At 62.4% G+C, this 21,914-nt stretch carries 24 protein-coding genes and 1 pseudogene; 18 read left to right on the top strand and 7 right to left on the bottom strand.

The window, feature by feature from the left end:
- Window positions 1-51: 51 nt before the first annotated feature.
- Window positions 52-1,338: a dihydroorotase gene (locus tag A9K65_RS22370; protein WP_064995849.1), complete on the bottom strand. Its 1,287-nt coding sequence runs from the start codon at window positions 1,336-1,338 to the stop codon at window positions 52-54.
- Complete coding sequence (locus A9K65_RS22365; protein ID WP_013531794.1) at window positions 1,335-2,294, bottom strand: aspartate carbamoyltransferase catalytic subunit; 960 nt, start codon at window positions 2,292-2,294, stop codon at window positions 1,335-1,337. The genes A9K65_RS22370 and A9K65_RS22365 overlap by 4 nt, the downstream gene beginning before the upstream one ends.
- 193 nt (window positions 2,295-2,487) lie before the next feature.
- Between A9K65_RS22365 and A9K65_RS22360 the strand changes: the two genes are divergently transcribed.
- The 3 genes from A9K65_RS22360 (at window position 2,488) to A9K65_RS22350 (ending at window position 5,215) form a co-directional block, all read left to right on the top strand.
- A complete protein-coding gene (locus A9K65_RS22360) occupies window positions 2,488-4,116 on the top strand; it encodes a DNA alkylation response protein (protein ID WP_013531793.1) in 1,629 nt (542 codons plus the stop codon).
- A 194-nt stretch (window positions 4,117-4,310) separates the two neighbouring features.
- A complete protein-coding gene (locus tag A9K65_RS22355; RefSeq protein ID WP_064995850.1) occupies window positions 4,311-4,874 on the top strand; it encodes a hypothetical protein in 564 nt (187 codons plus the stop codon).
- Entirely contained in the window at window positions 4,874-5,215 is a 342-nt protein-coding gene (locus tag A9K65_RS22350) for a DUF6105 family protein (RefSeq protein WP_013531791.1), read from the top strand. The genes A9K65_RS22355 and A9K65_RS22350 overlap by 1 nt, the downstream gene beginning before the upstream one ends.
- On the opposite strand, the gene ruvX is transcribed toward A9K65_RS22350, so the two are convergent.
- On the bottom strand, window positions 5,133-5,639 hold the full coding sequence (gene ruvX / locus A9K65_RS22345) for a Holliday junction resolvase RuvX (RefSeq protein ID WP_013531790.1): 507 nt from the start codon (window positions 5,637-5,639) through the stop codon (window positions 5,133-5,135). The two genes, A9K65_RS22350 and ruvX, sit on opposite strands and share 83 nt — an antisense overlap.
- A gap of 122 nt (window positions 5,640-5,761) precedes the next feature.
- On the opposite strand from ruvX, the gene A9K65_RS22340 reads away from it, so the two are divergent.
- The 7 genes from A9K65_RS22340 (at window position 5,762) to A9K65_RS22310 (ending at window position 10,689) form a co-directional block, all read left to right on the top strand.
- Window positions 5,762-6,469, top strand: a complete 708-nt coding sequence (locus A9K65_RS22340; RefSeq protein WP_063167956.1) for a metal-dependent hydrolase — start codon at window positions 5,762-5,764, stop codon at window positions 6,467-6,469.
- A gap of 24 nt (window positions 6,470-6,493) precedes the next feature.
- A complete protein-coding gene (locus tag A9K65_RS22335; protein WP_084016345.1) occupies window positions 6,494-6,910 on the top strand; it encodes a hypothetical protein in 417 nt (138 codons plus the stop codon).
- Between the two features lie 131 nt (window positions 6,911-7,041).
- A complete protein-coding gene (gene gatC, locus A9K65_RS22330) occupies window positions 7,042-7,329 on the top strand; it encodes an Asp-tRNA(Asn)/Glu-tRNA(Gln) amidotransferase subunit GatC (protein ID WP_013531787.1) in 288 nt (95 codons plus the stop codon).
- Between the two features lie 8 nt (window positions 7,330-7,337).
- Window positions 7,338-7,793: a GNAT family N-acetyltransferase gene (locus A9K65_RS22325; protein WP_013531786.1), complete on the top strand. Its 456-nt coding sequence runs from the start codon at window positions 7,338-7,340 to the stop codon at window positions 7,791-7,793.
- Complete coding sequence (locus A9K65_RS22320; RefSeq protein ID WP_024503484.1) at window positions 7,793-9,358, top strand: amidase family protein; 1,566 nt, start codon at window positions 7,793-7,795, stop codon at window positions 9,356-9,358. The genes A9K65_RS22325 and A9K65_RS22320 overlap by 1 nt, the downstream gene beginning before the upstream one ends.
- A gap of 1 nt (window position 9,359) precedes the next feature.
- The gene (locus tag A9K65_RS22315; RefSeq protein ID WP_013531784.1) at window positions 9,360-9,890 is read left to right on the top strand and encodes a hypothetical protein; all 531 of its coding nucleotides are present in this window, start codon (window positions 9,360-9,362) and stop codon (window positions 9,888-9,890) included.
- 7 nt (window positions 9,891-9,897) lie between these two features.
- On the top strand, window positions 9,898-10,689 hold the full coding sequence (locus A9K65_RS22310) for a YdcF family protein (RefSeq protein WP_064995853.1): 792 nt from the start codon (window positions 9,898-9,900) through the stop codon (window positions 10,687-10,689).
- Here A9K65_RS22310 and A9K65_RS22305 read toward each other — a convergent pair.
- Complete coding sequence (locus tag A9K65_RS22305; protein ID WP_027161543.1) at window positions 10,668-11,381, bottom strand: DUF599 domain-containing protein; 714 nt, start codon at window positions 11,379-11,381, stop codon at window positions 10,668-10,670. The two genes, A9K65_RS22310 and A9K65_RS22305, sit on opposite strands and share 22 nt — an antisense overlap.
- 178 nt (window positions 11,382-11,559) lie before the next feature.
- Between A9K65_RS22305 and A9K65_RS22300 the strand changes: the two genes are divergently transcribed.
- The 4 genes from A9K65_RS22300 to A9K65_RS22285 all read left to right on the top strand — a co-directional run bounded on the left by A9K65_RS22300 (window position 11,560) and on the right by A9K65_RS22285 (window position 14,991).
- On the top strand, window positions 11,560-12,963 hold the full coding sequence (locus A9K65_RS22300; RefSeq protein ID WP_013531781.1) for an L-serine ammonia-lyase: 1,404 nt from the start codon (window positions 11,560-11,562) through the stop codon (window positions 12,961-12,963).
- 76 nt (window positions 12,964-13,039) lie between these two features.
- On the top strand, window positions 13,040-13,477 hold the full coding sequence (locus A9K65_RS22295; RefSeq protein ID WP_013531780.1) for a DUF1489 family protein: 438 nt from the start codon (window positions 13,040-13,042) through the stop codon (window positions 13,475-13,477).
- Window positions 13,478-13,561: 84 nt separating this feature from the next.
- Window positions 13,562-14,293, top strand: a complete 732-nt coding sequence (locus A9K65_RS22290) for a hypothetical protein (RefSeq protein WP_063173673.1) — start codon at window positions 13,562-13,564, stop codon at window positions 14,291-14,293.
- Window positions 14,293-14,991 (top strand): DnaJ domain-containing protein, encoded by a 699-nt coding sequence (locus A9K65_RS22285; RefSeq protein ID WP_013531778.1) that lies wholly within the window; start codon window positions 14,293-14,295, stop codon window positions 14,989-14,991. The genes A9K65_RS22290 and A9K65_RS22285 overlap by 1 nt, the downstream gene beginning before the upstream one ends.
- Window positions 14,992-15,037: 46 nt before the next feature.
- On the opposite strand, the gene A9K65_RS22280 is transcribed toward A9K65_RS22285, so the two are convergent.
- Window positions 15,038-16,447, bottom strand: coding sequence for a D-alanyl-D-alanine carboxypeptidase (locus A9K65_RS22280; protein ID WP_064995854.1), 1,410 nt, complete (start codon window positions 16,445-16,447; stop codon window positions 15,038-15,040).
- A gap of 285 nt (window positions 16,448-16,732) precedes the next feature.
- Here A9K65_RS22280 and A9K65_RS22275 point away from each other — a divergent pair, with 285 nt between their 5' ends.
- The 4 genes and pseudogenes from A9K65_RS22275 (at window position 16,733) to A9K65_RS22260 (ending at window position 20,569) form a co-directional block, all read left to right on the top strand.
- Complete coding sequence (locus A9K65_RS22275) at window positions 16,733-17,062, top strand: phasin family protein (protein ID WP_013531776.1); 330 nt, start codon at window positions 16,733-16,735, stop codon at window positions 17,060-17,062.
- A gap of 296 nt (window positions 17,063-17,358) precedes the next feature.
- The gene (gene clpS, locus A9K65_RS22270; RefSeq protein WP_023812950.1) at window positions 17,359-17,688 is read left to right on the top strand and encodes an ATP-dependent Clp protease adapter ClpS; all 330 of its coding nucleotides are present in this window, start codon (window positions 17,359-17,361) and stop codon (window positions 17,686-17,688) included.
- A 6-nt stretch (window positions 17,689-17,694) separates the two neighbouring features.
- Window positions 17,695-20,163 (top strand): ATP-dependent Clp protease ATP-binding subunit ClpA, encoded by a 2,469-nt coding sequence (gene clpA / locus A9K65_RS22265; RefSeq protein ID WP_013531774.1) that lies wholly within the window; start codon window positions 17,695-17,697, stop codon window positions 20,161-20,163.
- A gap of 59 nt (window positions 20,164-20,222) precedes the next feature.
- Window positions 20,223-20,569: pseudogene (locus A9K65_RS22260) on the top strand (hypothetical protein).
- Between the two features lie 41 nt (window positions 20,570-20,610).
- Here A9K65_RS22260 and A9K65_RS22255 read toward each other — a convergent pair.
- Window positions 20,611-21,300 carry a phosphatase PAP2 family protein gene (locus A9K65_RS22255; protein ID WP_245321879.1) on the bottom strand — a complete coding sequence of 230 codons (690 nt, stop codon included), beginning with the start codon at window positions 21,298-21,300 and terminating at the stop codon, window positions 20,611-20,613.
- Window positions 21,216-21,746, bottom strand: coding sequence for a hypothetical protein (locus A9K65_RS36085; RefSeq protein ID WP_245321878.1), 531 nt, complete (start codon window positions 21,744-21,746; stop codon window positions 21,216-21,218). The genes A9K65_RS22255 and A9K65_RS36085 overlap by 85 nt, the downstream gene beginning before the upstream one ends.
- Window positions 21,747-21,914 lie beyond the last annotated feature (168 nt).

The following is a 21,914-nucleotide window of genomic DNA, read 5'->3' as shown; positions in this document are numbered from 1 at the left end:
CGCATTTCCCCCAGTTTGGCCGGATCAGGCGCGGTGCGCGGGTTGTCCGGCTCAGACGGAGAACACTGTGCGGCCCGCAACCAGCGTTTGCAAGACCTTGCCTTGCAGGCGCGCACCTTCGAAACAGGTGTTTTTCGAGCGCGAACGAATGCCGCTTTCGCTGACGATCCAGGGTTCGTCGAGGTCGACAAGCGCAAGATCGGCGACAGCGCCGGGCTTCAGCGTGCCACCGGGCAGTCCGAACAGTTTTGCCGGGGCCGTGGACAGGGTCTCGATCAGCCTCAGCAACGGCACGTCGCCATTGTGGTAGAGCCGCAAGGCCGCGCCCAGCAGCGTCTCCAACCCGATGGCGCCGGCCGCCGCATCGGCGAAGGGCAGGCGCTTGGTGTCGACATCCTGCGGATCGTGCGAGGAGACGATGATGTCGATCGTACCGTCCCTGACCGCCTCGATCATCGCCAGCCGGTCTTCCTCGGCACGCAATGGCGGCGTCAGGCGAAAGAAGGTGCGGTATTCGCCGACATCGTTTTCATTGAGCGACAGATTGTGGATCGCCACGCCCGACGTCACCGTCGCCCCGTCGGCCTTGGCACGCGTTACAGCGTTTGCCGCCATCGCCGTCGAGATCTTCGCCGCATGGTACGAACCGCGCGTCAGCCGCGCCAGCGCAAGGTCGCGTTCCAGCGGGATGGATTCGGCCTCGCGCGGAATGCCGGAAAGGCCGAGCCAGCTGGCGTAGAGGCCTTCATTCATCACGCCGGATGAACCGAGGTCCGCATCCTGCGTCTCATGCACGATGGTGGCGCCGAAGTCGCGCGCATAGGTCAGCGCGCGGCGCATCACCAGCGCACTCGATATGGTGTGGCGGCCATCGGTGAAGGCGACCGCGCCGGCTTCGCGCAGCAGGCCGAACTCGGTCATCTCGCGCCCGTCGAGGCCCTTGGTGATCGCCGCAGCCGGAAAGACGTTGACGATAGCCGTGTCTTTGGCGGTGCGCAGCACGAACTCGACAAGCGCCACATTGTCGATCACCGGGTCGGTATCGGGCATCATGACGATGGAGGTGACGCCGCCAGCCGCCGCCGCGACACTCGCCGACGCAATGGTTTCGCGATGCTCGCCGCCCGGTTCGCCGATGAAGACGCGGCCATCGACCAGGCCTGGAATGATCGCCTTGCCGGCGCAGTCGATAATGGTGGCGCCCTCGGGCGCGCCCTGGTTGAGCGCTGGCTTGCCGGCGGCAACGATCTTGCGGCCATCGACGATGACGGCGCCGATCTCGTCCATGCCGCGCGAGGGGTCGACGATGCGGGCGCGCTCAAAGACCGTTATGCTCATGCGCCGCGGCCCTCTTGATTGCGACGGGGATCGAGCAGCGCTTCCATGACCGCCATGCGCACAGCAACGCCCATTTCGACCTGTTCCTGGATGACGCTTTGCGGGCCGTCGGCGATTTCCGAAGCGATCTCGACGCCACGGTTCATCGGTCCGGGGTGCATCACCAACGCGTCGTCTTTGGCCGCCTTCAGTTTTTCCGCATCGAGGCCGAAATAGCGGAAATACTCACGCACCGAAGGCACGAAGGCGCCTTCCATACGCTCGCGCTGCAGGCGCAGCATCATCACCACATCGGCGTCCTTGAGGCCTTCGGCCATCGAACGGGTGACGATGACGCCCATCTTCTCGATGCCAGTGGGCAGCAGCGTCGACGGCGCAACGACGCGCACCTGCGCGCCGAGCGCGTTGAGCAGCATGATGTTGGAGCGCGCCACGCGCGAATGCAGGATGTCGCCGCAGATCGCCACGATCAGCTTCGACAGCGGGCCTTTGGCGCGGCGGATGGTCAGCGCGTCGAGCAGCGCCTGTGTCGGGTGCTCATGCGCGCCGTCGCCGGCATTGACGACGGAGCAGCCGACCTTCTGCGCGAGAAGCGCGGCCGCACCGGCCGACTGGTGGCGGATGATCAATATGTCGGGCCGCATGGCATTCAGCGTCATCGCCGTGTCGATGAGCGTTTCGCCCTTCTTCACCGAAGAGCTTGCCACCGACATGTTCATGACATCGGCGCCAAGCCGCTTTCCGGCCAGTTCGAACGACGACTGCGTGCGCGTCGAGGCTTCATAGAACAGGTTGATCTGTGTGCGGCCGCGCAGCGTCGAGGTTTTCTTCTCGGACTGCCGCGAGATCGCGACCGCCCGGTCCGCCCTGTCGAGCAACAGCTCGATGTCGGCAGGGGAAAGGTCGCGGATGCCCAGAAGATGGCGATGAGGATAGGGGGACGAAGCGTCGGTCATCTCAAGGGGCTGCTATAGGGTGGAGACTTTGCGGCTGCAAGCGCCAGCTTTGCATTGGAGCCGTTCTCCTCATTTTTTTCGTGTAGATGGCCGATTGTATCGGCCGGTATTTTCATCGCGCGCGCTGCATGGCTTGGCTATATCTAGCCGACAGCCTCGGATTCGTGGCTTTCTGACGATAGAAGGATTGGGCGTGACCGACGACGTGACGAACCAGCCGCCGCCGCTGACGGGCGGCAACGCCTGGCGGGGCGATCCGTTGCTGATCCAGCTCGCGGAGCGTTTTTCCGATCCGGTGCGCCGGGAACTCGACGGTCTCGGCCGTTTCGTGCTGACGCAGGAGGCGCAGGAACTGGCGCGCCTCGCCAATGTCGAGACGCCGAAGCTGAGGACGCATGATCGCCAAGGACGGCGCATCGACGTGGTCGAGTTCCATCCCGCCTATCACGCCTTGATGCGCCGCTCCGTGGCCAATGGGCTGCATTCCTCGGTGTGGGAAAACGGCGACACCGAGATCGGCCGCCGCCATCAGGTCCGTGCCGCCCGGTTTTATCTGACGGCGGAGCTCGAGACCGGGCATCTGTGCCCCATCACCATGACCAATGCTTCGCTGGCGGCCTTGATGGCAAGCCCGAAACTGTTTCGTGAATGGGCGCCGCGCGTGACGACGCGCAAATATGACCAGAGCCAAAAGCCGCCGGTCGAGAAAACCGGGCTGACGCTCGGCATGGGCATGACCGAGAAACAGGGCGGCACCGATGTGCGCGCCAATGTGACGAGGGCGGAACGCGCCGGCAGCGGTTTTTATCGTCTGACCGGGCACAAATGGTTCATGTCGGCGCCGATGTCGGATGCCTTCCTGGTGCTGGCGCAGGCGCCGGAGGGGCTGTCGTGCTTCCTCGTACCGCGCGTTCTCGGTGACGGCTCGGGCAACGGCTTCCGCTTCCAGCGGCTGAAGGACAAGCTCGGCAACCGTTCCAACGCATCCTCCGAAGTCGAATTCGTCAATGCCATCGGCGAGATGGTCGGCGAACCCGGTGCCGGTGTGAAGACGATCATGGACATGGTGACGCTCACCCGGCTCGATTGTGCCATCGCCTCGTCGGCGATCATGCGCGCGGGCCTCGCCGAGGCCGTTCATCATGCCCGCCATCGTCAGGTGTTCGGTTCGACCCTGATCGAGCAGCCGTTGATGCAGCGCGTGCTGGCCGACATGGCACTCGATGTCGCCGCCGCCACCGCACTGTCGTTCCGGCTGGCGCGGTCCTTCGACGAGGCGGCCAGCGACCGCGGTGAAGCGGCGTTTGCCCGCGCCATGACGCCGGTCGTCAAATACTGGGTCTGCAAGATCGCGCCGCCTTTGCTCTATGAGGCGATGGAGTGCCTCGGCGGCAATGGCTATGTCGAGGAGGCGCCGCTCGCCCGCTATTATCGCGAGGCCCCGGTCAACGCGATCTGGGAGGGCTCGGGCAATGTCATGGCGCTCGACGTGCTGCGCGTGCTTGGCCGTGCGCCCGGCCTGTTCGAGGATGTGCTGGCCGGCATCGACCGCGATCTCGGCGCCGGCGGACGCGGCACGATCGGCGTGCTGAAGGCGGCGATGCAGGTCGCTTCAACCGACGAAGGTTCGGCTCGGCTGCTCACCGAGCAGCTGGCTCTGTCGGCTGCGGCGGCAGAATTGCGCCGTCTGGGGGCAGGGCGGATCGCCGACGCTTTCGTCGAGACGCGATTGGCCGGCCAATGGCGCAACACCTATGGCATGATCGATTCGCGCCACGATGCACGCATGATCATCGACACGCTCTATCCGCCAGTGAACTGAGCCGCGAGCATCGCAAAAACCGGCGCCATCCACAGTTTTGAGGCGTTGGTCCGTATCCTCTCGCATATGGCTAATTTCCGTTAACCTTAACAAATGGTTTCCGTTGCGATGGCGAGCGGCAAGGCCCACTGTCCCGGCGCAAGCAGGCAATGGTTCAGATTGGCCGTCTCCTGCTTTGCGAAGCAGGAACACCGATGCGACAGGTACTGACCTCTTTTCTGACCTTGCACTGGACGATTGTTTTCGCCCTGCTTGCGCTCATCTGCATCGACGGAAACCGTGGTGTGGCGGCGGCGCTCGGCGTGATCGGTGCCACAATCGAGGGTACCCGCTTCGTCAACCTCGACAATTTCGTTGTCGTGGCGCCGCTTGCCACCGCATTGCTGGTCGTCGCGGTTCTGTTTTTCTGGGCCTTTGTCGAAGCCCTGGTCAACGACGCGACCAGCCCGGACGCCGACAGCGTTGCCCGCATCGCCTTCATCTGCGCGTCCGGCGTGTTGTCGCTGATCGTCATCGGGGGTGCTGCGCAAGGCATAAACGGGCTGTTCATGGCTGTTGCCGTGCAGCTGGCAGCACTTCTGGCATCCTATGTCGCCATGCTTGCCGAACGGCGGTCCGTGGTTGCGGCTTCGGGCGAAGGCGAGATCCATGCCGTCGCGCACGGCATGGCAAAAGCCGCAGCCCACAATTCGCTGCTTTCACTCATATCAGGCCGAACGGTGTCCAAAACCGGCTCCAATCCCAGGGGAGGCCGCTGATGCGCTACATCTTCGGATTCTGGGCGGCGCCGATGGCGATTTTCTGGGGCTGGTTCTATCTGTCGGCCAATGACATCAATTTCGGCTACGCTATGCTCAGCCGACAGATGCACGACTTCTTCTTCCAGCTCTACGGTCAGATGCTCGGCATCGATCCGGCGATCATCCCCGGCATGGTGGCGAAGACGTGCGTCTTCGACGGGTTGCTGCTGATGGCGCTTTGGGCATTCCGCCGTCGCCGCGAAATCGCCGGCTGGGTCAGACAGCGCTGGGCGGGTCCGGTTCCGTTCGAGCGGATGCGTGGAGCGACTGAAGCCGGTCCAAAACTCCCTGCAGAATAAACGCGGCTGCCGCCGAATCGATCTTACCGGCGCGCTTGCGGCGCGAGAAATCCATCTCGATCAGCGTCCTTTCGGCCGCGACCGTCGATAGCCTTTCGTCCCAGAGCACGAAGGGCAGGTCGCTCATTTGTGCCATGTTACGGACGAAGGCGCGCGATTTCTGCGCACGCGGACCTTCCGAGCCGTCCATGTTGATCGGCAGCCCAATCACCACGGCGCCGGCATTCTCCTTCTGCAGCAAGGCGAGCAGCACCGCCGCATCGAGCGAAAATTTCCTTCGCATGATGACCGGACGCGGATGGGCGAAGGAAAACCTCTGGTCCGAGACCGCGACGCCGATCGTCTTGTCGCCGAGGTCAAGCCCCGCCAGCGTCTTGCCGCCGGCTAACCGCGCCGGCAATTCTTCGATCGTGATAATGCCCACCGGCCGTCCTTCGCCTTTCACCACCAGGTGTTTTGTCAAACGCGTGGCGGACAAGTAACCCTTTGATCTCGGGGCCATTGGCGTTCTATCCTTTGGCAAGCCAAAAATCGAGGAATGCATTCATGAAACTGACCTGGTACGGCCACTCGGCCTTTCGGATCGATACCGCTGATGCCAAGATCCTCATCGACCCCTATCTGATAGGCAATCCGTCATGGACGGGTGGCTGGGAGGGCCCGGCTGAGGGTGTCACGCATGTGCTGCTGACGCATGGCCACAGCGACCACATCAGCGGCGCGGTGGAGGTGCTCGGCAAAAGCGGCGCCCAGCTCGTCGCCAATTTCGAGATCTGCATGTATCTGGTCGGCAAGGGCGTCAGCGACAAGAAGATCAATCCCGGCAACATCGGCGGCACCGTCGATTGCGGCAGCTTCACCACCACTTTTGTCCAGGCGCTGCACTCATCCTCGTTCCCGGGCGAGGGCGGCCAGAACACCTATCTCGGCAATCCGGGCGGCCTCGTCCTGCATTTCGCGGAAGACAAAACGCTCTATCACATGGGCGACACCGACATCTTCTCCGACATGGCGCTGATCAACGAGTTGCATGAGCCGAAGATAGGCCTGGTGCCGATCGGCGACCGCTTCACCATGGGCGGCGCGGTGGCGGCACTTGCCTGCCGGCGCTTCTTCAAATTCGACACCGTGGTTCCCTGCCACTTCGGCACGTTTCCGATGATCGACCCGACCGCCGATAAGTTCGAGGCCGGCCTGGAAGGATCCGGTGTAAGGCTGGCGTTGCCGAAAATCGGTGAGACGATTACGATCTAGAAACAGCTAAAGTGGAATAAATCCATGGTATTGGGGCGATCTCTTTGCGTTTCGATGTTTGTCGCGGCGTCGCCCGCGCTCGCCGCGGATGATTTCATCGAAGGCGTCTATCTTCAGTCCGAAGAGCTTTGCACGCAGGCCAAAAAGGACACGCTGCAAACGCTGATCGACGCCGGCAACATCGTGCTTTCGGCGCACGGCCTGCAGAGCGTGGAATACAATTGCGAGTTTCTGCAGGTCAGCAAGGCGACCGCTTCGCCGAGTTGGGCGGTGACGGCCATCTGCCAGGAACCGGGCTATGTCTTCCCAGATGTCCTCTCGGTGACGCAAATGAATGAGAAGCAGATCGATCTCGTGTCGGTCCGGCCCATCAACGACGAAAGCGAAGCAAGCGGCAACAGCGGCAGCTACTATTTGTGCGAGGGCGTTGCCCTGCCGTAGACATCATCCTGTGCGTGGATCGATGGCCGAAGACTAGGCCGCCGCCGCAGCCTGGTTCTCTCGCACGATGCATGTTGCGCAGCGCGCGCGGCGCCGCTATAGCCCGAACTGGTTTTCCCCGAGGCAAAAACATGTCCGTAGATCTTCAGACAGTGAAGCGCGTCGCGCATCTCGCCCGCATTGCAGTGAGCGAGGAAGATGCCGAACGGATGACCGGCGAGCTGAACGCCATTCTGGGCTTCGTCGAACAGCTGAATGAGGTCGACGTTTCCGGCATCGAACCGATGACCTCGGTGACGCCGATGGACATGAAGAAGCGTCAGGACGTTGTTACTGACGGCGGCAAGGCAGCTGACATCGTCGCCAACGCGCCGGCGACCGAAGAGAATTTCTTCCTCGTGCCGAAGGTCGTGGAGTAAACCGGCCGATGGCAATCGACATCGCCATTGAAACGCCACTGCAGGACGACGTGCGCGGCCTGGTCGAGGAACTCAACCAGACCTTGCTCGAACTGACGCCGCCGGAGCATTGCTACCATCTGACGGTCGAGCAGATGGCTGGTGAGGACACGACTGTCTTCATCGCCCGCGACAACGGCATGGCCATTGGCTGCGGTGCGCTGAAACGCCATGACGGCGCTGTCGGCGAGGTCAAGCGCATGTACACGCGGCCCTCGCATCGCGGGCAGAAGATCGGCGCGAAAATCGTCGAGCAGGTCGAGGCGCTGGCGCGCAACGAGGGGCTGAAGCGCCTGGTGCTGGAGACGGGCGACCGTCACCCCGCGGCGTGGACCGTCTACGAACGCGCCGGGTTTTCGCGTTGCGGCCCGGTGCTGGATTATCCCGATTCCGAGTGGTCGGTGTTTTACGAAAAGAGCCTTTGATGAGCGACCTGACCCAGCTGACGATTTCACAGGCCCGCGCCAAGCTGCACGGCAAGGAAATCACCGCGACCGAGATCACCGAGGCCTATCTCTCGGCCATCGATCGCGCCAATCCCGCGCTCAATGCCTATGTCGCGGTGACAGGCGACAAGGCGCGCGACATGGCCAAGGCGTCCGACGCAAGGCTGGGCAAGGGCGAGGGCGGTGCGCTGGAAGGCATCCCGCTCGGAATCAAGGACCTGTTCGGCACCGAAGGCGTCCATACGCAGGCCTGCAGTCATGTGCTGGACGGGTTCAAGCCGCGCTACGAATCGACCGTTACGTCAAATCTGTGGGCCGACGGCGCCGTCATGCTCGGTAAGCTCAACATGGACGAGTTCGCCATGGGCTCGTCCAACGAGACGTCCTACTATGGCCCGGTCATCAATCCGTGGCGGCGCTCGCGCCTAGACACGGTGGTGATGCCGACGACGCATCAGGGTGATGGCGGCTTCGTCTCGGCCGGCGGCACCAGGACCGCGCGCAGCCTGGACAATGCGCAGCTGGTGCCGGGCGGTTCTTCCGGCGGTTCGGCAACCGCAGTGTCGGCCTTCCTGTGTGCCGGCGCGACCGCGACGGATACTGGCGGCTCGATCCGCCAGCCGGCCGCCTTCACCGGCACGGTCGGCATCAAGCCGACCTATGGCCGCTGCTCGCGCTGGGGCATCGTCGCCTTCGCCTCGTCGCTCGACCAGGCCGGCCCGATCGCTCGTGACGTGCGCGATGCCGCGATCCTGCTGAAGTCGATGGCCTCCGTCGATCCGAAGGACACGACGTCGGTCGACATGCCGGTACCGGACTATGAGGCCGCGATCGGCAAGCCGATCAAGGGCATGAAGGTCGGCATTCCCAGGGAGTACCGCGTCGAGGGCATGCCCGAAGAGATCGAAGCGCTGTGGCAGAAGGGCATTGCCTGGCTGAAGGACGCCGGCGCCGAGATCGTCGATATTTCCCTGCCGCATACGAAATACGCGCTGCCCGCCTATTACATCGTGGCGCCCGCCGAGGCTTCGTCCAATCTCGCCCGCTACGATGGCGTCCGCTACGGCTTGCGCGTGCCGGGCAAGGATATCGTCGACATGTATGAGAAGACCCGTGCCGCCGGTTTCGGCCGTGAGGTCAAGCGCCGTATCATGATCGGCACCTATGTGCTGTCCGCCGGCTATTACGACGCCTACTATCTGCAGGCGCAGAAGGTGCGCAATCTGATCAAGCGGGATTTCGAGACTGTCTTCGCCGCCGGCGTCGATGTCATCCTGACCCCGGCAACGCCATCCGCCGCCTTCGGCATCGCCGACGAGGACATGGCTGCCGATCCGGTCAAGATGTACCTGAACGACATCTTCACGGTCACCGTGAACATGGCCGGCCTGCCGGGCATTGCTGTACCCGCCGGGCTCGACGCCAAGGGTTTGCCGCTCGGGCTGCAACTGATCGGCCGGCCGTTTGACGAGGAAACCCTGTTCCAGACCGCTGCCGTCATCGAGCAGGCCGCCGGCACATTCCAGCCGGAGAAATGGTGGTAGCATGCCGCCCCCGTCTCGCATTTCCATCGTCGAGACGGAAGACGAACTGCTGATAACCAACCCACCGCGCATCTCGGATTTCAGGATGGGCTTCGTCCTGGTTGGGGCCGCGATCGTTGCCTACACCGGCTACATGGGATTGACCGACACGTCGCCCGCAAACGTCGCCAGCGGCACTCTCGGACTGCTGTCGTTCACTGCGATCATTGCCCTCTTCACCTACTTCCTCGGCAAGGATTTCATGTGGCTGGTGTTCGGCAAGGAAACCCTGCGGCTAACCGACGTGGCAGCCGTGCGCGACGTCAGGGGTTTTGTGCGAAATCGTTCCTCATTGCCTTTGAAAGGGCACCTTGAGGCCGAAATCCTCGACCATACCTATCCAACGGATGAAGCGGGGCTGTCGGAAGTCATCAGGTTGACCAACACCAACGGCGTCCTTGTTTTCGGCAGGGAGTTGAGCCGGCCCGAGGCCGAGGCTGTGACAAGTGCCGTCGAGCACTTCATCGGTCGTGAGAATTCGAGCCGACGATAGGCAGCCAATGTTCTTCTACCTTTCCAAGATCTTCTGGTTCTTCATCCAGCCGCTCAACCTGGCGATCTTCCTGCTGCTAGCGGGACTGCTCGCGGTCACGATCGGGCGCCGACGGTTAGCGGCCGCCGGCAGCGTGCTGGCATTTTTGATCCTTGCGCTGTCAGCATGGACGTCGCTCGGCGCCATGATGCTCAATCCGTTGGAAGAGCGCTTTCAACGCCCGCCGCTGCCGGAAAAGGTCGACGGCATCGTCGTGCTCGGCGGCGGCTTCGAGGGCGCCATCAATCTGGCGCGCGGCGGCTATGAGCTGAACAGCAGCGGCGATCGGATGGTCGAGACCGCGATTCTCGCCCGGCGCTTTCCCGCCGCCAAGGTGGTCGTCTCCGGCGGCACCGGCGCGTTGTTTCTCGATGGCGAGGGCGATGCCGCAACCGCGCCGCGCCTGCTCACCGCGCTTGGCGTGGCCGCCGACCGGATGATCCTGGAGAACAAGTCCCGCAACACCTATGAGAACGCGGTCTTCACCAAGGAGTTGGTAACGCCGAAGCCCGGCGAGACCTGGCTGCTGGTGACCTCGGCCTTCCATATGCCGCGCGCCAAGGCGCTGTTCGACAAGGCCGGCTTTGCAACCGTTCCATGGCCGGTCGACTATCGCACCTCGGGACGGGAAGGCGTCGGCCTGTTCCGCGACAATCCAGCCGATTCGCTGCAGGCCACCACCATGGCCATCCGGGAATGGATCGGGCTTTTTGCCTACTGGCTGTCAGGCCGGATCGATCAGCCTTTTCCGGGTGGCTGACCGATCACCGCCTGCCTGGCCGCCGAGAAGAACTGGCGCCGCACCAGCACCGCCAGCAGCAACAGCGTCGACAACACGAACACCATGGGGTCGACGAACCAGCCGAGATAACCGATCGAGAAGAACACGCCGCGCAGGCCGGAGTTGAAGTGCTTTCCGGCCAGCATGTTCATTTGCGCCGCACGCCACACCGCCGTTTCGGTGACCGGATTGCGCGAGGCTTCGCCATGCGGGATCGGTACGGCGCCGATCAGGATCGTGCAATAATTGAACAGCCGGTACGCCCAGCCGAATTTGAAGAACGAAAACGCCAGGATCAGCACCAGCCCAAACACCTTTATCTGGAAGGCCGCGCGCGACGGCGCGCCACCCAGAGGCAGGTCGCTGAGCACTTCAAGAACCCGGTCGGACGCGCCGAGCAGGGCAAAGCAGCCGCCGATCGCGATCAGCGAGCTGGAGGCGAAGAAGGCGGTGCCTTGCTGCAGCCCGCTCATGATGGCGGTGTCGACGATGCGGATCTCGCGCTCGGCCATGGTCCGCATCCAGGCTTGCCGCTGTGCATTCATCGCCGTCGTCAGCGACATCCGGCTGACAAGCTTGCCGTCGGAGGCAAACGTGTGCAGCAGCCACGCGACGAGGAAGAAGGCCAGCGCCGCGAGATCGGCTGTCGAAAGATCGAGGGAATCGCCCATGGCCTGAATTTATCACATTCAGGGCGATCGCTTCGATGTCCGCATTCAGCGATCGTGCCAATGTCGCTGCCGGAGCAAACAAGGTCGGCGGGTGCAGCGCCGCGATTTCCAAAAGAGCGGAAACATCGTGGGAATTCCTATATGTAGTCCTCGACCTGACTCCAGGAGACAACGCCGCGTGTTCCTTTCGGTTTTCGACCTGTTCAAGATCGGCATAGGACCCTCGAGTTCGCACACGATGGGACCGATGACCGCCGCGGCGCGGTTTCTCGACGAGGTCGCGGGAAATGACTGGCCGCGCCCGGCGGGTGTGAAGGTCGACCGCCTTGGCGCCAGCCTGCACGGGTCACTCGCCTATACCGGCATCGGCCACGGCAGTGACCGCGCCGTCATGCTCGGCCTTGCCGGTCTGACGCCGCAGACGGTCGATCCCGACCAGGCCGATGGCATTGCCAGCCGCATCGCCGCCGAAAAGCGCATTTCGCCGCCCGGCCATCCCACCTATCGCTTCGATCCGGCCACCGATCTGGTGCTGGACCGCAAGACGCCGCTCACCGGCCACGCCAACGGCATGGCGTTCTACGCCTATGATTCCGGCGGCCGCCTGCTGCTCAAGCGCATCTATTATTCGATCGGCGGCGGCTTCGTGGTTTCCGAAGAGGAACTGCAGCGGATGAAGGCCAAGGGATCGGTGACGACGGAAGGCAAGAAAGTGCCTTATCCGTTCAAGAATGCGGTCGAGATGCTGGCCATGGCCGGCAAAAGCGGCCTTTCCATCGCCGACATGAAACGCGTCAACGAGGAGACGCAGATGACGCGCGAGGCGCTCGACGCCGGCCTCGACGGCATCTGGAGCGCCATGAAAGGCTGCATCGACCGTGGGCTGTCGCAGGACGGCATCATGCCGGGCGGGTTGAAGGTGCGCCGCCGGGCCCGCATGCTGCATGACAAGCTGCAGGAGCAATGGCAGCAGAACAAGCCCAATCCCTTGCTCGCCAATGACTGGCTGTCGATCTACGCCATGGCGGTGAACGAGGAAAATGCTGCCGGTGGCCGGGTCGTCACAGCGCCGACCAACGGTGCGGCCGGCACGCTGCCGGCGGTGCTGCGCTACTGGCTGCATTTCCATCCCGAGGCGGACCAGCCGAGCATTCGTGATTTCCTGCTGACGGCTGCTGCCGTCGGCGGCATCATCAAGACCAATGCTTCGATCTCCGGCGCCGAAGTCGGCTGTCAGGGCGAGGTCGGGTCGGCATCGGCAATGGCGGCGGCCGGCCTGTGCGCCGTCATGGGCGGTACGCCCGAGCAGGTCGAGAATGCCGCCGAGATCGCGCTCGAACACCATCTCGGCATGACCTGCGATCCGGTTGGCGGGCTGGTGCAGGTGCCGTGCATCGAGCGCAATGCGCTGGGCGCGGTCAAGGCGGTGACGGCAGCGTCACTGGCCATCAAGGGCGACGGCACCCATTTCGTACCTCTCGATGCAGCGATCGAGACCATGCGCCAGACCGGCCTCGACATGAACGAGAAGTACAAGGAGACCAGCCTGGGTGGGCTCGCCGTCAATGTCGTGGAATGCTGAAGGCTGGCCTAAACTGCCACTGTGGAGAAGTCGATCCGGTCGTTGACGCGTCCGCATGCGGGACTAACCTTAAGCGATGTCTCTCAATCTCATAAAACTCTGTGTCGGCTGCGACAGCGTCGAAGATCTCGAGGAGTGGATCGCCTTCCGCCTCGACGAGCGGCGGCGCGCCGGTGAGCCCGTCGAGCAATATCACACCACGCGCATGATGCCGACGCGCGGCGCCGAGGTCACCGATGGCGGTTCGCTCTATTGGGTGATCAAAGGAAATGTGCAGTGCCGCCAACTGATCACCGAGATCCGGCCGTTCACCGATAGTGAAGGCATCGGCCGCTGCCACCTGATTCTCGACCCCGAGGTTGTTCGAACCGACTGGCAGCCGCGCCGGGCCTTTCAGGGCTGGCGCTATCTGAAGCCGGCCGACGCGCCGCTCGATCTGGGCAAGGGCAAGGCCGGACTGATCGAGATGCCGCCGAAACTCAGGCGCGAGCTTGCCGATCTCGGCCTGCTCTGACCTCAGGTGGCATCACCGTCTGGCCCTTTGTGCCACCCGATGTGGGGCTTGCAAGCGATGTGGCAACGCCACATCTTGTTTTTTATGAGCGATAAGAAGCAACCTGTGCCAGCGAGGACCAATCCTGCGCCGATCAAGCCTCAATCCAACGCTGGCGAGATCGACGCCTTCATTCGCCAGGCGAGGACACTTGCCGCATCGGCGACCGGTTCGGGCAGGCTGATCCTTGCTCTCGACGCGACGATGAGCCGCCAGCCGACATGGGATCTGGCCTGCACGCTGCAGGGCCAGATGTTCGACGCCGTCGGCAAGGCAGGAACCCTCAGCGTGCAACTGGTTTATTTTCGCGGTATTGGCGAATGCCGTTCGTCCGCTTTCGTGAGCGACACCAATGCCTTGAAGCAGCTGATGACGCGGATCGAGTGCCGCAGCGGTCATACCCAGATCGGCAAGGTGCTGGCGCATGCGTTGAAACAGACGGCAACCGCTAAGGTCAATGCGCTGGTCTATATCGGCGATGCGATGGAAGAGGATATCGACGATCTGGCCGAAAAGGCCGGCAGCCTCGGCCTTCATGGCGTTCCTGTCTTCGTCTTTCAGGAAGGCCATGATTCCAGCGCGGAAAAGGCGTTCAAAGAGGTTGCGCGGCTGTCCAAGGGGGCCTGGTTCCGGTTTGATCGGCGGGCTGCCGCGACCCTGGCCGGACTGCTTTCGGCTGTCGCCGTGTTCGCGACCGGCGGGTTGAAGGCGCTCGAAGCCAGAGGCAGGCCGGAAGACCGGCTGATGATCGAGCATCTGCGGGGCGGCGGAAAATAATGGGCGCAATCATCGCTTTTGTAGCGTTGCTTTTGCTGCTGCTCGGCGCGGTGACGATTTTTCTGCGTGCCGAGCCAGCGAAACTGGCGGGCACGCTGCGAACGCTTGGGCCGGCTCTTCTGGCAGTTGTCGGCGTCGCCGTGCTGGTGGTCGGCCGTGAAGGCGTCGGCGGCATGATCCTCACCGCGGCAATTGCCTGGTATGGTTCCATGCGAATGAAACGCCAGCCGGCGGGGCTTGCACCGGGCAAACGCTCGACGGTGCGCACAGCGGCATTGGAAATGGAGCTCGATCACGATACCGGCGGCCTCGAAGGACTGGTCCTGGCTGGCCGCCACGAAGGCAAGATGCTTGGCGCGATGGGGCTGGTGGAATTGCAGCACCTCTACCGCGAACTCTCCGGTGATCCGGAGAGCCGGCAGTTGCTAGAGACGTATCTTGACGGCAGATTTCCCGTCTGGCGCAAAAACACTGAGACGAACGGTGGCGAAGGGCTGGGTGTTGCGCCAGGTCCGGGCGCCATGACTAAGGAGGAGGCCTACAAGGTCCTTGGTCTTGAAGCGGGGGCCGCCGCGGCGGATGTCCGCAAGGCGCACCGCCGCCTGATGCAGCGCCTGCACCCCGATGTCGGCGGCACGTCTTTCCTGGCGGCGCGGATTAACGAAGCCAAGGACGTCTTGCTCTCCAATCACAACTAGTCTCCTTCGACGCAGAATTTTTCCGGGAGATGATTTCCACGCCGTCCTACTGCTGGACGGCGTAGCACTCGATGTTCTTCTTCTTCAAAGCGGTGCAGGCCTTCCAGGCGGCGGTCTTCGAACCGAAGCCGCCGAAGCGGGCGCGGTAGTAGGTGACGCCGTCCTTGTCGAAGGCGACGGTGAAGCCGGAGGCGTCGGCCAGCACCTTGGGCGCCTGCTTGGTGGTCTTGTCGAGGAAGGCCTGTGCCTCGGACTGCTTTGGCGACGAGGCGACCTGAATGGCCCAGCCCGACGGCACCGACGCCGTGTTGACCGGGTCGACGGCCGCTGGCGTTGGCTCGGCATAGGCAGCGACGACCTGGGCCGTCGCGACCTGGGGAGCTGAAACGATGACGGTCTTGACCTTTCTGGTCTTGACGACGGGGGCTGCTTCTTCGGCCTGCGGGGTATCGTCTTCCGCGACCGTGGCGTCCTCGGCGACGGTGGCGTCGTCCTGCGCCACAACAGGCTTGTCATCGGGCGTCGGAGCGTCATGCTTGGGCAGGAGAACCTGGGCGAGGGCGGTGACCGGGTTGTTGCCGCCGGCCTTGGCCACCAGATCGCCACCGCCGCGAGTCGATGCCCTCGGCAGATAGGTGTTGATCAAGCTGGCCATCTGATTGTCGCGGCTGCGGCCGGAACTGCCGCCCATGACCACGCCGACGATGCGGCGATTGCCGTCGGAAACCGACGAGACGAGGTTGAAGCCGGAGGCGCGGGTGTAGCCCGTCTTGATGCCGTCGACACCCTTGATGCGTCCGAGCAGGCGATTGTGACCGTTGATGCGCTGACGCCCGTAGAGGAAGGAGCGCTGCGAGAAATAGCCGTAATATTGCGGAAAATGCTCACGCAGCGCGATGCCGAGCGTCGCCATGTCGCGCGCGGTGGTGAACTGGCCAGGGTCTGGCAGGCCATTGGCGTTGCGGAACACGGTGCCGTTCATGCCCAGCGCACGCGCCTTGGCGGTCATCATGCGGGCAAAAGTGGTTTCATTGCCGCCGAGCATTTCGCCGAGCGCGGTGGCCGAGTCATTCGCCGACTTGGTGACGATCGACAGGATCGCGGTCTCGACCGTGACCGAACCGCCCGGCTTCACGCCAAGTTTCGTCGGCGCCTCGGCGGAGGCCTTGGCGGAAAACACCACTGGCGTATTCCTGCTGATCTTGCCCTTCGCCATCGCTTCGAAGGTCAGGTACAGCGTCATCATCTTGGTCAGCGAAGCTGGATAGCGCCTGCCGTTGGCATCTGCGGAGTAAAGCACCTTGCCAGTCTTGGCATCCACGACGATGGCCGCCTGCTTGGCCGCCAGCGACGAGGCAACGTCGCCAAAAACGAATGTCATCGCCAAGGCCATGATCATCATCGTTTTGAGAGGGGAGGTGGATTTGGAAACGATGCCCAACAACGCCTTACGCACTGGTACTTCCCTTGGATTTCTTCGTTGCGTTGGAGGCGGCAAAGGGTCCTGCCTCGCTTCCGGCCAAGCTACCGGCGCAGCGTTACCAATCCGTTTATGGTAACCGCCGCGTTCACCATTTTCTTCGTGCTTGAAGCTCTCTTTATTCGATTTTTAGCCATTGGCTACGCAGGCGGGTCCGCAAGCCCGCGAAATCTTGACTTTTGTGCGGCGCACAATATATTATCTTGCATTGCACAAGGGCGCCCCGAAGAAGGACGCCTCAACCGTCAAGGGAATCGTGAAATGACCCAGACCTATGAGGACTTCAGCAAATACGGCAAAGAGTTCGCCGACACCGGATTGAAGAGCTTCGCGTCGCTCTCCAAGGGCGCACAGGCGATTGCCACCGAGGCTGGTGAATACACCAAGAAGAGTTTTGAAACCGGCAGCGCCACTGTGGAGAAGCTGTTTTCAGCCAAGTCGCTGGAAAAGGCCATCGAGATCCAGTCGGACTATGCCAAGCAGTCCTATGAGGCTTTCGTCGCCGAGGCCACCAAGATTGGCGATCTCTATGCCGAACTCGCCAAGGAAGCCTACAAGCCATTCGAATCGATCGTTGCCAAGGCGAAGTAATTTCGCCCGGGCGAACTGATTTCGCCTGACGTGACCCAGATTCAGCCTTTTGACCCGAGAAAAAGCCCGGCCGTGGAAACGTGGCCGGGCTTTTTCGTGTCAATTTCCGTTCCAGAGCCTCGCGCCCCTTCACGATTGCGAAAATCGTCCAAGTTTGGTGACCTAGCCATATTGTCAGCTAACCAGAAGGGCTTAAAATCGTACATCGAACACCTACATGTCGAACTCGCATGGGGAATCGAAAGAGGCAGGAATACGTGACGATCGGTTTGACTGCCACGAGACGCGTGGTGCGAATGCAAGACGGCGACGGTAACGGCAATGGGGCCGGCCGTGGGACGGCCGTCATCACGCGCACCAAAACCAAGACCAAGAAGCCCAGCCTTTATCGGGTCCTCATCCTCAACGACGACTACACTCCGATGGAGTTCGTGGTTCACGTGCTGGAGCGTTTTTTCCAGAAGGATCGCGAAGCCGCCACACGCATCATGCTTCATGTTCACAATCATGGAGTGGGCGAGTGCGGGGTCTATACATTCGAGGTGGCCGAGACCAAAGTGTCCCAGGTCATGGATTTCGCCCGACAGAATCAGCATCCGCTGCAATGCGTGATGGAGAAGAAGTGAGGTAACATGCCGGCTTTCTCCCAAGGCCTGGAAAAGGCGCTTCACCAGGCGCTGACGCTCGCCAATGAGCGGCACCATGAATATGCAACCCTAGAACATCTGCTGCTCGCGCTCATCGACGACACCGAGGCGGCCGCCGTCATGCGCGCCTGCAATGTCGATCTCGATGAGCTCAAGCATACGGTTCTCACCTATATCGACACCGAGCTGGACAACCTCGTCACCGGCTACGACGAGGACTCCAAGCCGACGGCCGGTTTCCAGCGCGTCATCCAGCGCGCGGTGATCCATGTGCAGTCTTCTGGCCGCGAGGAAGTGTCGGGCGCCAACGTGCTCGTCGCTATCTTCGCCGAGCGCGAGAGCCATGCCGCCTATTTCCTGCAGGAACAGCAGATGACCCGCTACGATGCGGTCAACTACATCTCGCACGGCATTGCCAAGCGTCCGGGCGCGTCGGAGACACGCTCGCCGCGCGGCGCCGATGACGAGCAGGGCGGCCAGAACGGCGCCGAGCCGCAAGAGGAAGGCGGCAAGAAGAAGCAGCAGCAGGACGCGCTGACGGCCTATTGCGTCAATCTCAACAACAAGGCCAAGGCCGGCAAGATCGACCCGCTGATCGGCCGCGAGTCCGAGATCAACCGCACCATCCAGGTGCTGTGCCGCCGCTCCAAGAACAACCCGCTCTACGTCGGTGACCCCGGCGTCGGCAAGACGGCGATCGCCGAGGGCCTGGCCAAGCGCATCGTCGAGGGCGACGTTCCCGAAGTGCTGCACAATGCCACCATCTTCGCGCTCGATATGGGCACGCTGCTCGCCGGCACGCGCTATCGCGGTGATTTCGAGGAACGGCTGAAGCAGGTCGTCAAGGAGCTCGAGGATTATCCTGGCGCCGTGCTGTTCATCGACGAGATTCACACGGTGATCGGGGCAGGGGCGACTTCAGGCGGCGCCATGGATGCGTCCAACCTGTTGAAGCCGGCGCTGTCGTCGGGTGCGATCCGCTGCATCGGCTCGACCACCTACAAGGAATTCCGCCAGTTCTTCGAGAAGGACCGTGCCTTGGTGCGGCGCTTCCAGAAGATCGACGTCAACGAGCCGACCATCGAGGACGCGATCGAGATCATGAAGGGCCTCAAGCCCTATTATGAGGAGTTCCACAAGGTGAAGTTCACCAACGAGGCGATCAAGGCCTCGGTGGAACTGTCGGCACGCTACATCAACGACCGCAAGCTGCCGGACAAGGCGATCGACGTGATCGACGAGACCGGCGCCTCGCAGATGCTGGTGCCGGAAGCCAAGCGCAAGAAGACTATCGGCATCAAGGAGATCGAGGCGACGATCGCCACCATGGCCCGCATCCCGCCGAAGACGGTTTCGGCCGACGACGAGAAGGTGCTGCAGGGCCTCGATATCGAGCTGAAGCGAGTCGTCTATGGCCAGGACACTGCGATCACCGCACTGACCTCGGCGATCAAGCTGGCGCGTGCCGGCCTGCGCGAACCGGAGAAGCCGATCGGCTCCTACCTGTTCTCCGGCCCGACCGGCGTCGGCAAGACCGAAGTGGCCAAGCAGTTGGCCGCGTCGCTCGGCGTGGAGCTGATCCGCTTCGACATGTCGGAATATATGGAGCGCCACACCGTGTCGCGGCTGATCGGTGCTCCTCCCGGCTATGTCGGCTTCGACCAGGGCGGTCTTCTGACGGACGGCGTCGACCAGCATCCGCATTGCGTGCTGTTGCTGGACGAGGTCGAGAAGGCGCATCCGGACCTGTTCAACATCCTGTTGCAGGTTATGGACCATGGCAAGCTGACCGACCACAACGGCAAGCAGATCGACTTCCGCAATGTGATCCTGATCATGACCACCAATGCGGGCGCGTCGGATGCGCAGCGTGCGGCGATCGGCTTCGGCTCGACCAAGCGCGAAGGCGACGATGTCGAGGCGATCAACCGGCTGTTCACGCCGGAGTTCCGCAACCGTCTCGATGCGATCATCCCGTTCGGCTCGCTGCCGGTGCCGGTCATCCATCAGGTGGTGCAGAAGTTCGTCATGCAGCTCGAGGCCCAGCTTTCCGAGCGTGGCGTCACCTTCGACCTGTCGGCGGACGCGATCGCCTGGCTCGCCGACAAGGGCTATGATGAGCGCATGGGCGCGCGGCCGCTCGGTCGTGTGATCCAGGAGCACATCAAGAAGCCATTGGCCGACGAGGTGCTGTTCGGCAAGCTCAAGAAGGGCGGCACGGTGCGCGTCACCGTCGAGAAGAAGGAAACCGGCGAGACCGGCCTGAAGCTCGAATCGCTGGCCGACGAGGCGCCGGTGAAGCCGAAGAAGGAAGAGCCGGAAGAAACGCCGAAGTCCAGAAAGGCCGTGGTGAAAAAGCCGGCGGCCAAGAAGCTGGTGGCGCAGAAGCCCGAAGCCAAGGGCAAGGACGGCGGCAAGCGCAGCCTGGTGCCACAACTGCCCCGAAAGAACTGAGCTTACGAAAGTCAAAAAAGCCCCGGAGACGGGGCTTTTTTATTGGAGCGAGGGTAGGCATAATCGGCCAGATCATCATCCTGAACGGTGCGCCGCGATCGGAAAACAAGCATCGCCAAGGCTGTTCAGGAGTGCTTCGATAGCGTCTGGATCAATCTCGGTGTCGACGTTTGCGAGCAGGCCATGCCGCCGCGCTATCGACCCGGGATGGGATTGCGGCCCGGTGGCGCGCCTGTGGCAGGAAGAGGTGCACCGGCCCGGCGTGTACGATCTGGAAGTCGACACGTCGCTCCTGAGCCCTGGGCAATGCGCGGACACGCTCGCAGAGCAGCTTCGGCAAGGATCGTATCGAACAGCGTTTCGGAAATTGTCCAACCCATCCAGCGCCGCCCTTGAGGCGTTTTGACCGGCATGCCGCCGCAGGCGAGTTCGTCCAGATCGGCGAATTTACATCCCGCAAAGGGCCGGCGATTGCATGGTGGAGCTCTCAGCGGCCGCGCTGTCCGACTCGAAACGGGTCAGCAAATATCCGCACGCCTTCCAGATCGCGACCATCAGGGATGCGCCCGCATAGCCATCCACGGCATAGTGCCAGCCAAGCACGACGGATCCGACCATAATGACGCCCGCGAATAACCACATCACAACACCGGCCAGCCGAGACCGCCGCGTTGCATAGAGAGCGAACAGCACCGCCATCGCAACGTGCAGGGATGGGAAGGCGGATATACCGACGCTGCCGGTAGTTGCGCCGGTGTAGCCACCCCACAGCATATCCTGCGTGTTGAGCGCCCAGATTGGATAGATGCGATCGGCGGTGGCGAGTGCTTGCATGAGGGCGTGAAAGTCGTTGCCGAACCCCAATCGCTCGTAAAAGCAAGGGCCAGCCGACGACAGGCCCATCGCGAGGAAGAAGCCACCCAGCGTCCACACCGTCATGAAGCTCATCAGGAACTGGTGACGCAGCTTCGTATCCTTGCGTGCGATGCACACGGTGAAAACCGCGGTAATGAGCACGACGAACCAGAAATTGTAAGCGATGTTGATGATCTTCAATGCAAGCGGCGACTGGACGATAAACCACAACCATTCGTGCGGGGCTCGACCGAAATGCAGGATGCGGTCGGCCTGAGCCATGCCTTGTCCCATGCAAACGGAGAGAGGATTGCAATGGCTCCCTTCAACACACCGATCGCGGATATGAAGGCAAGACCCGCACCCAGGCCATTCAGGCTGTTGGCAATGCGTTCGGCGTCGCCAAAGAATCTACCCAGTGACTTGAGGAAGGTGTGCAGCGGTTCGGTATCCCGCTGGACCAGCGCAAGATGGAGAAGCGTCCCAAGTGCAAAGGCTGAGCCGCAAATCCAGAAGGCGATGAAAAGATACTCAGCGTATTCCTCCAGAACGCCGAAATCCCGCATGTTTCCAGTGTGCCACCCGACTGCGCTTGCCAGAAGCAGCGCAGCGGCAGCCATAGCGTGCAGCAGCCGGTGTCGCCAAAAGGCATCCGCCAAGATGCCAAGAAAAGCACGCTCGACAATTGCCCCCGCCAGTGGGGCCGATGCCGCAACCGAATGTTCCATGGTTTTGAAGCCCCACAGCTCGCCACGCGTTAGCATTTTACCGTGAGATGGTTCGATATTTCCTAATCAGACGATTAGAGTTGCAAACGGTTGAGTCGGCACTGGGCACGGCCGGGCATTAGAATCGGCTTCTGGACTGAACGGCGCTTGTTAGTCCGATATTCTCGA

Origin of the sequence: Mesorhizobium sp. WSM1497, assembly GCF_001672455.2 — a bacterium.
Classification (GTDB): domain Bacteria; phylum Pseudomonadota; class Alphaproteobacteria; order Rhizobiales; family Rhizobiaceae; genus Mesorhizobium; species Mesorhizobium ciceri.
Note: the sequence above shows the minus strand (reverse complement) of the source record. Positions and strands in the feature narration are given on the sequence as shown.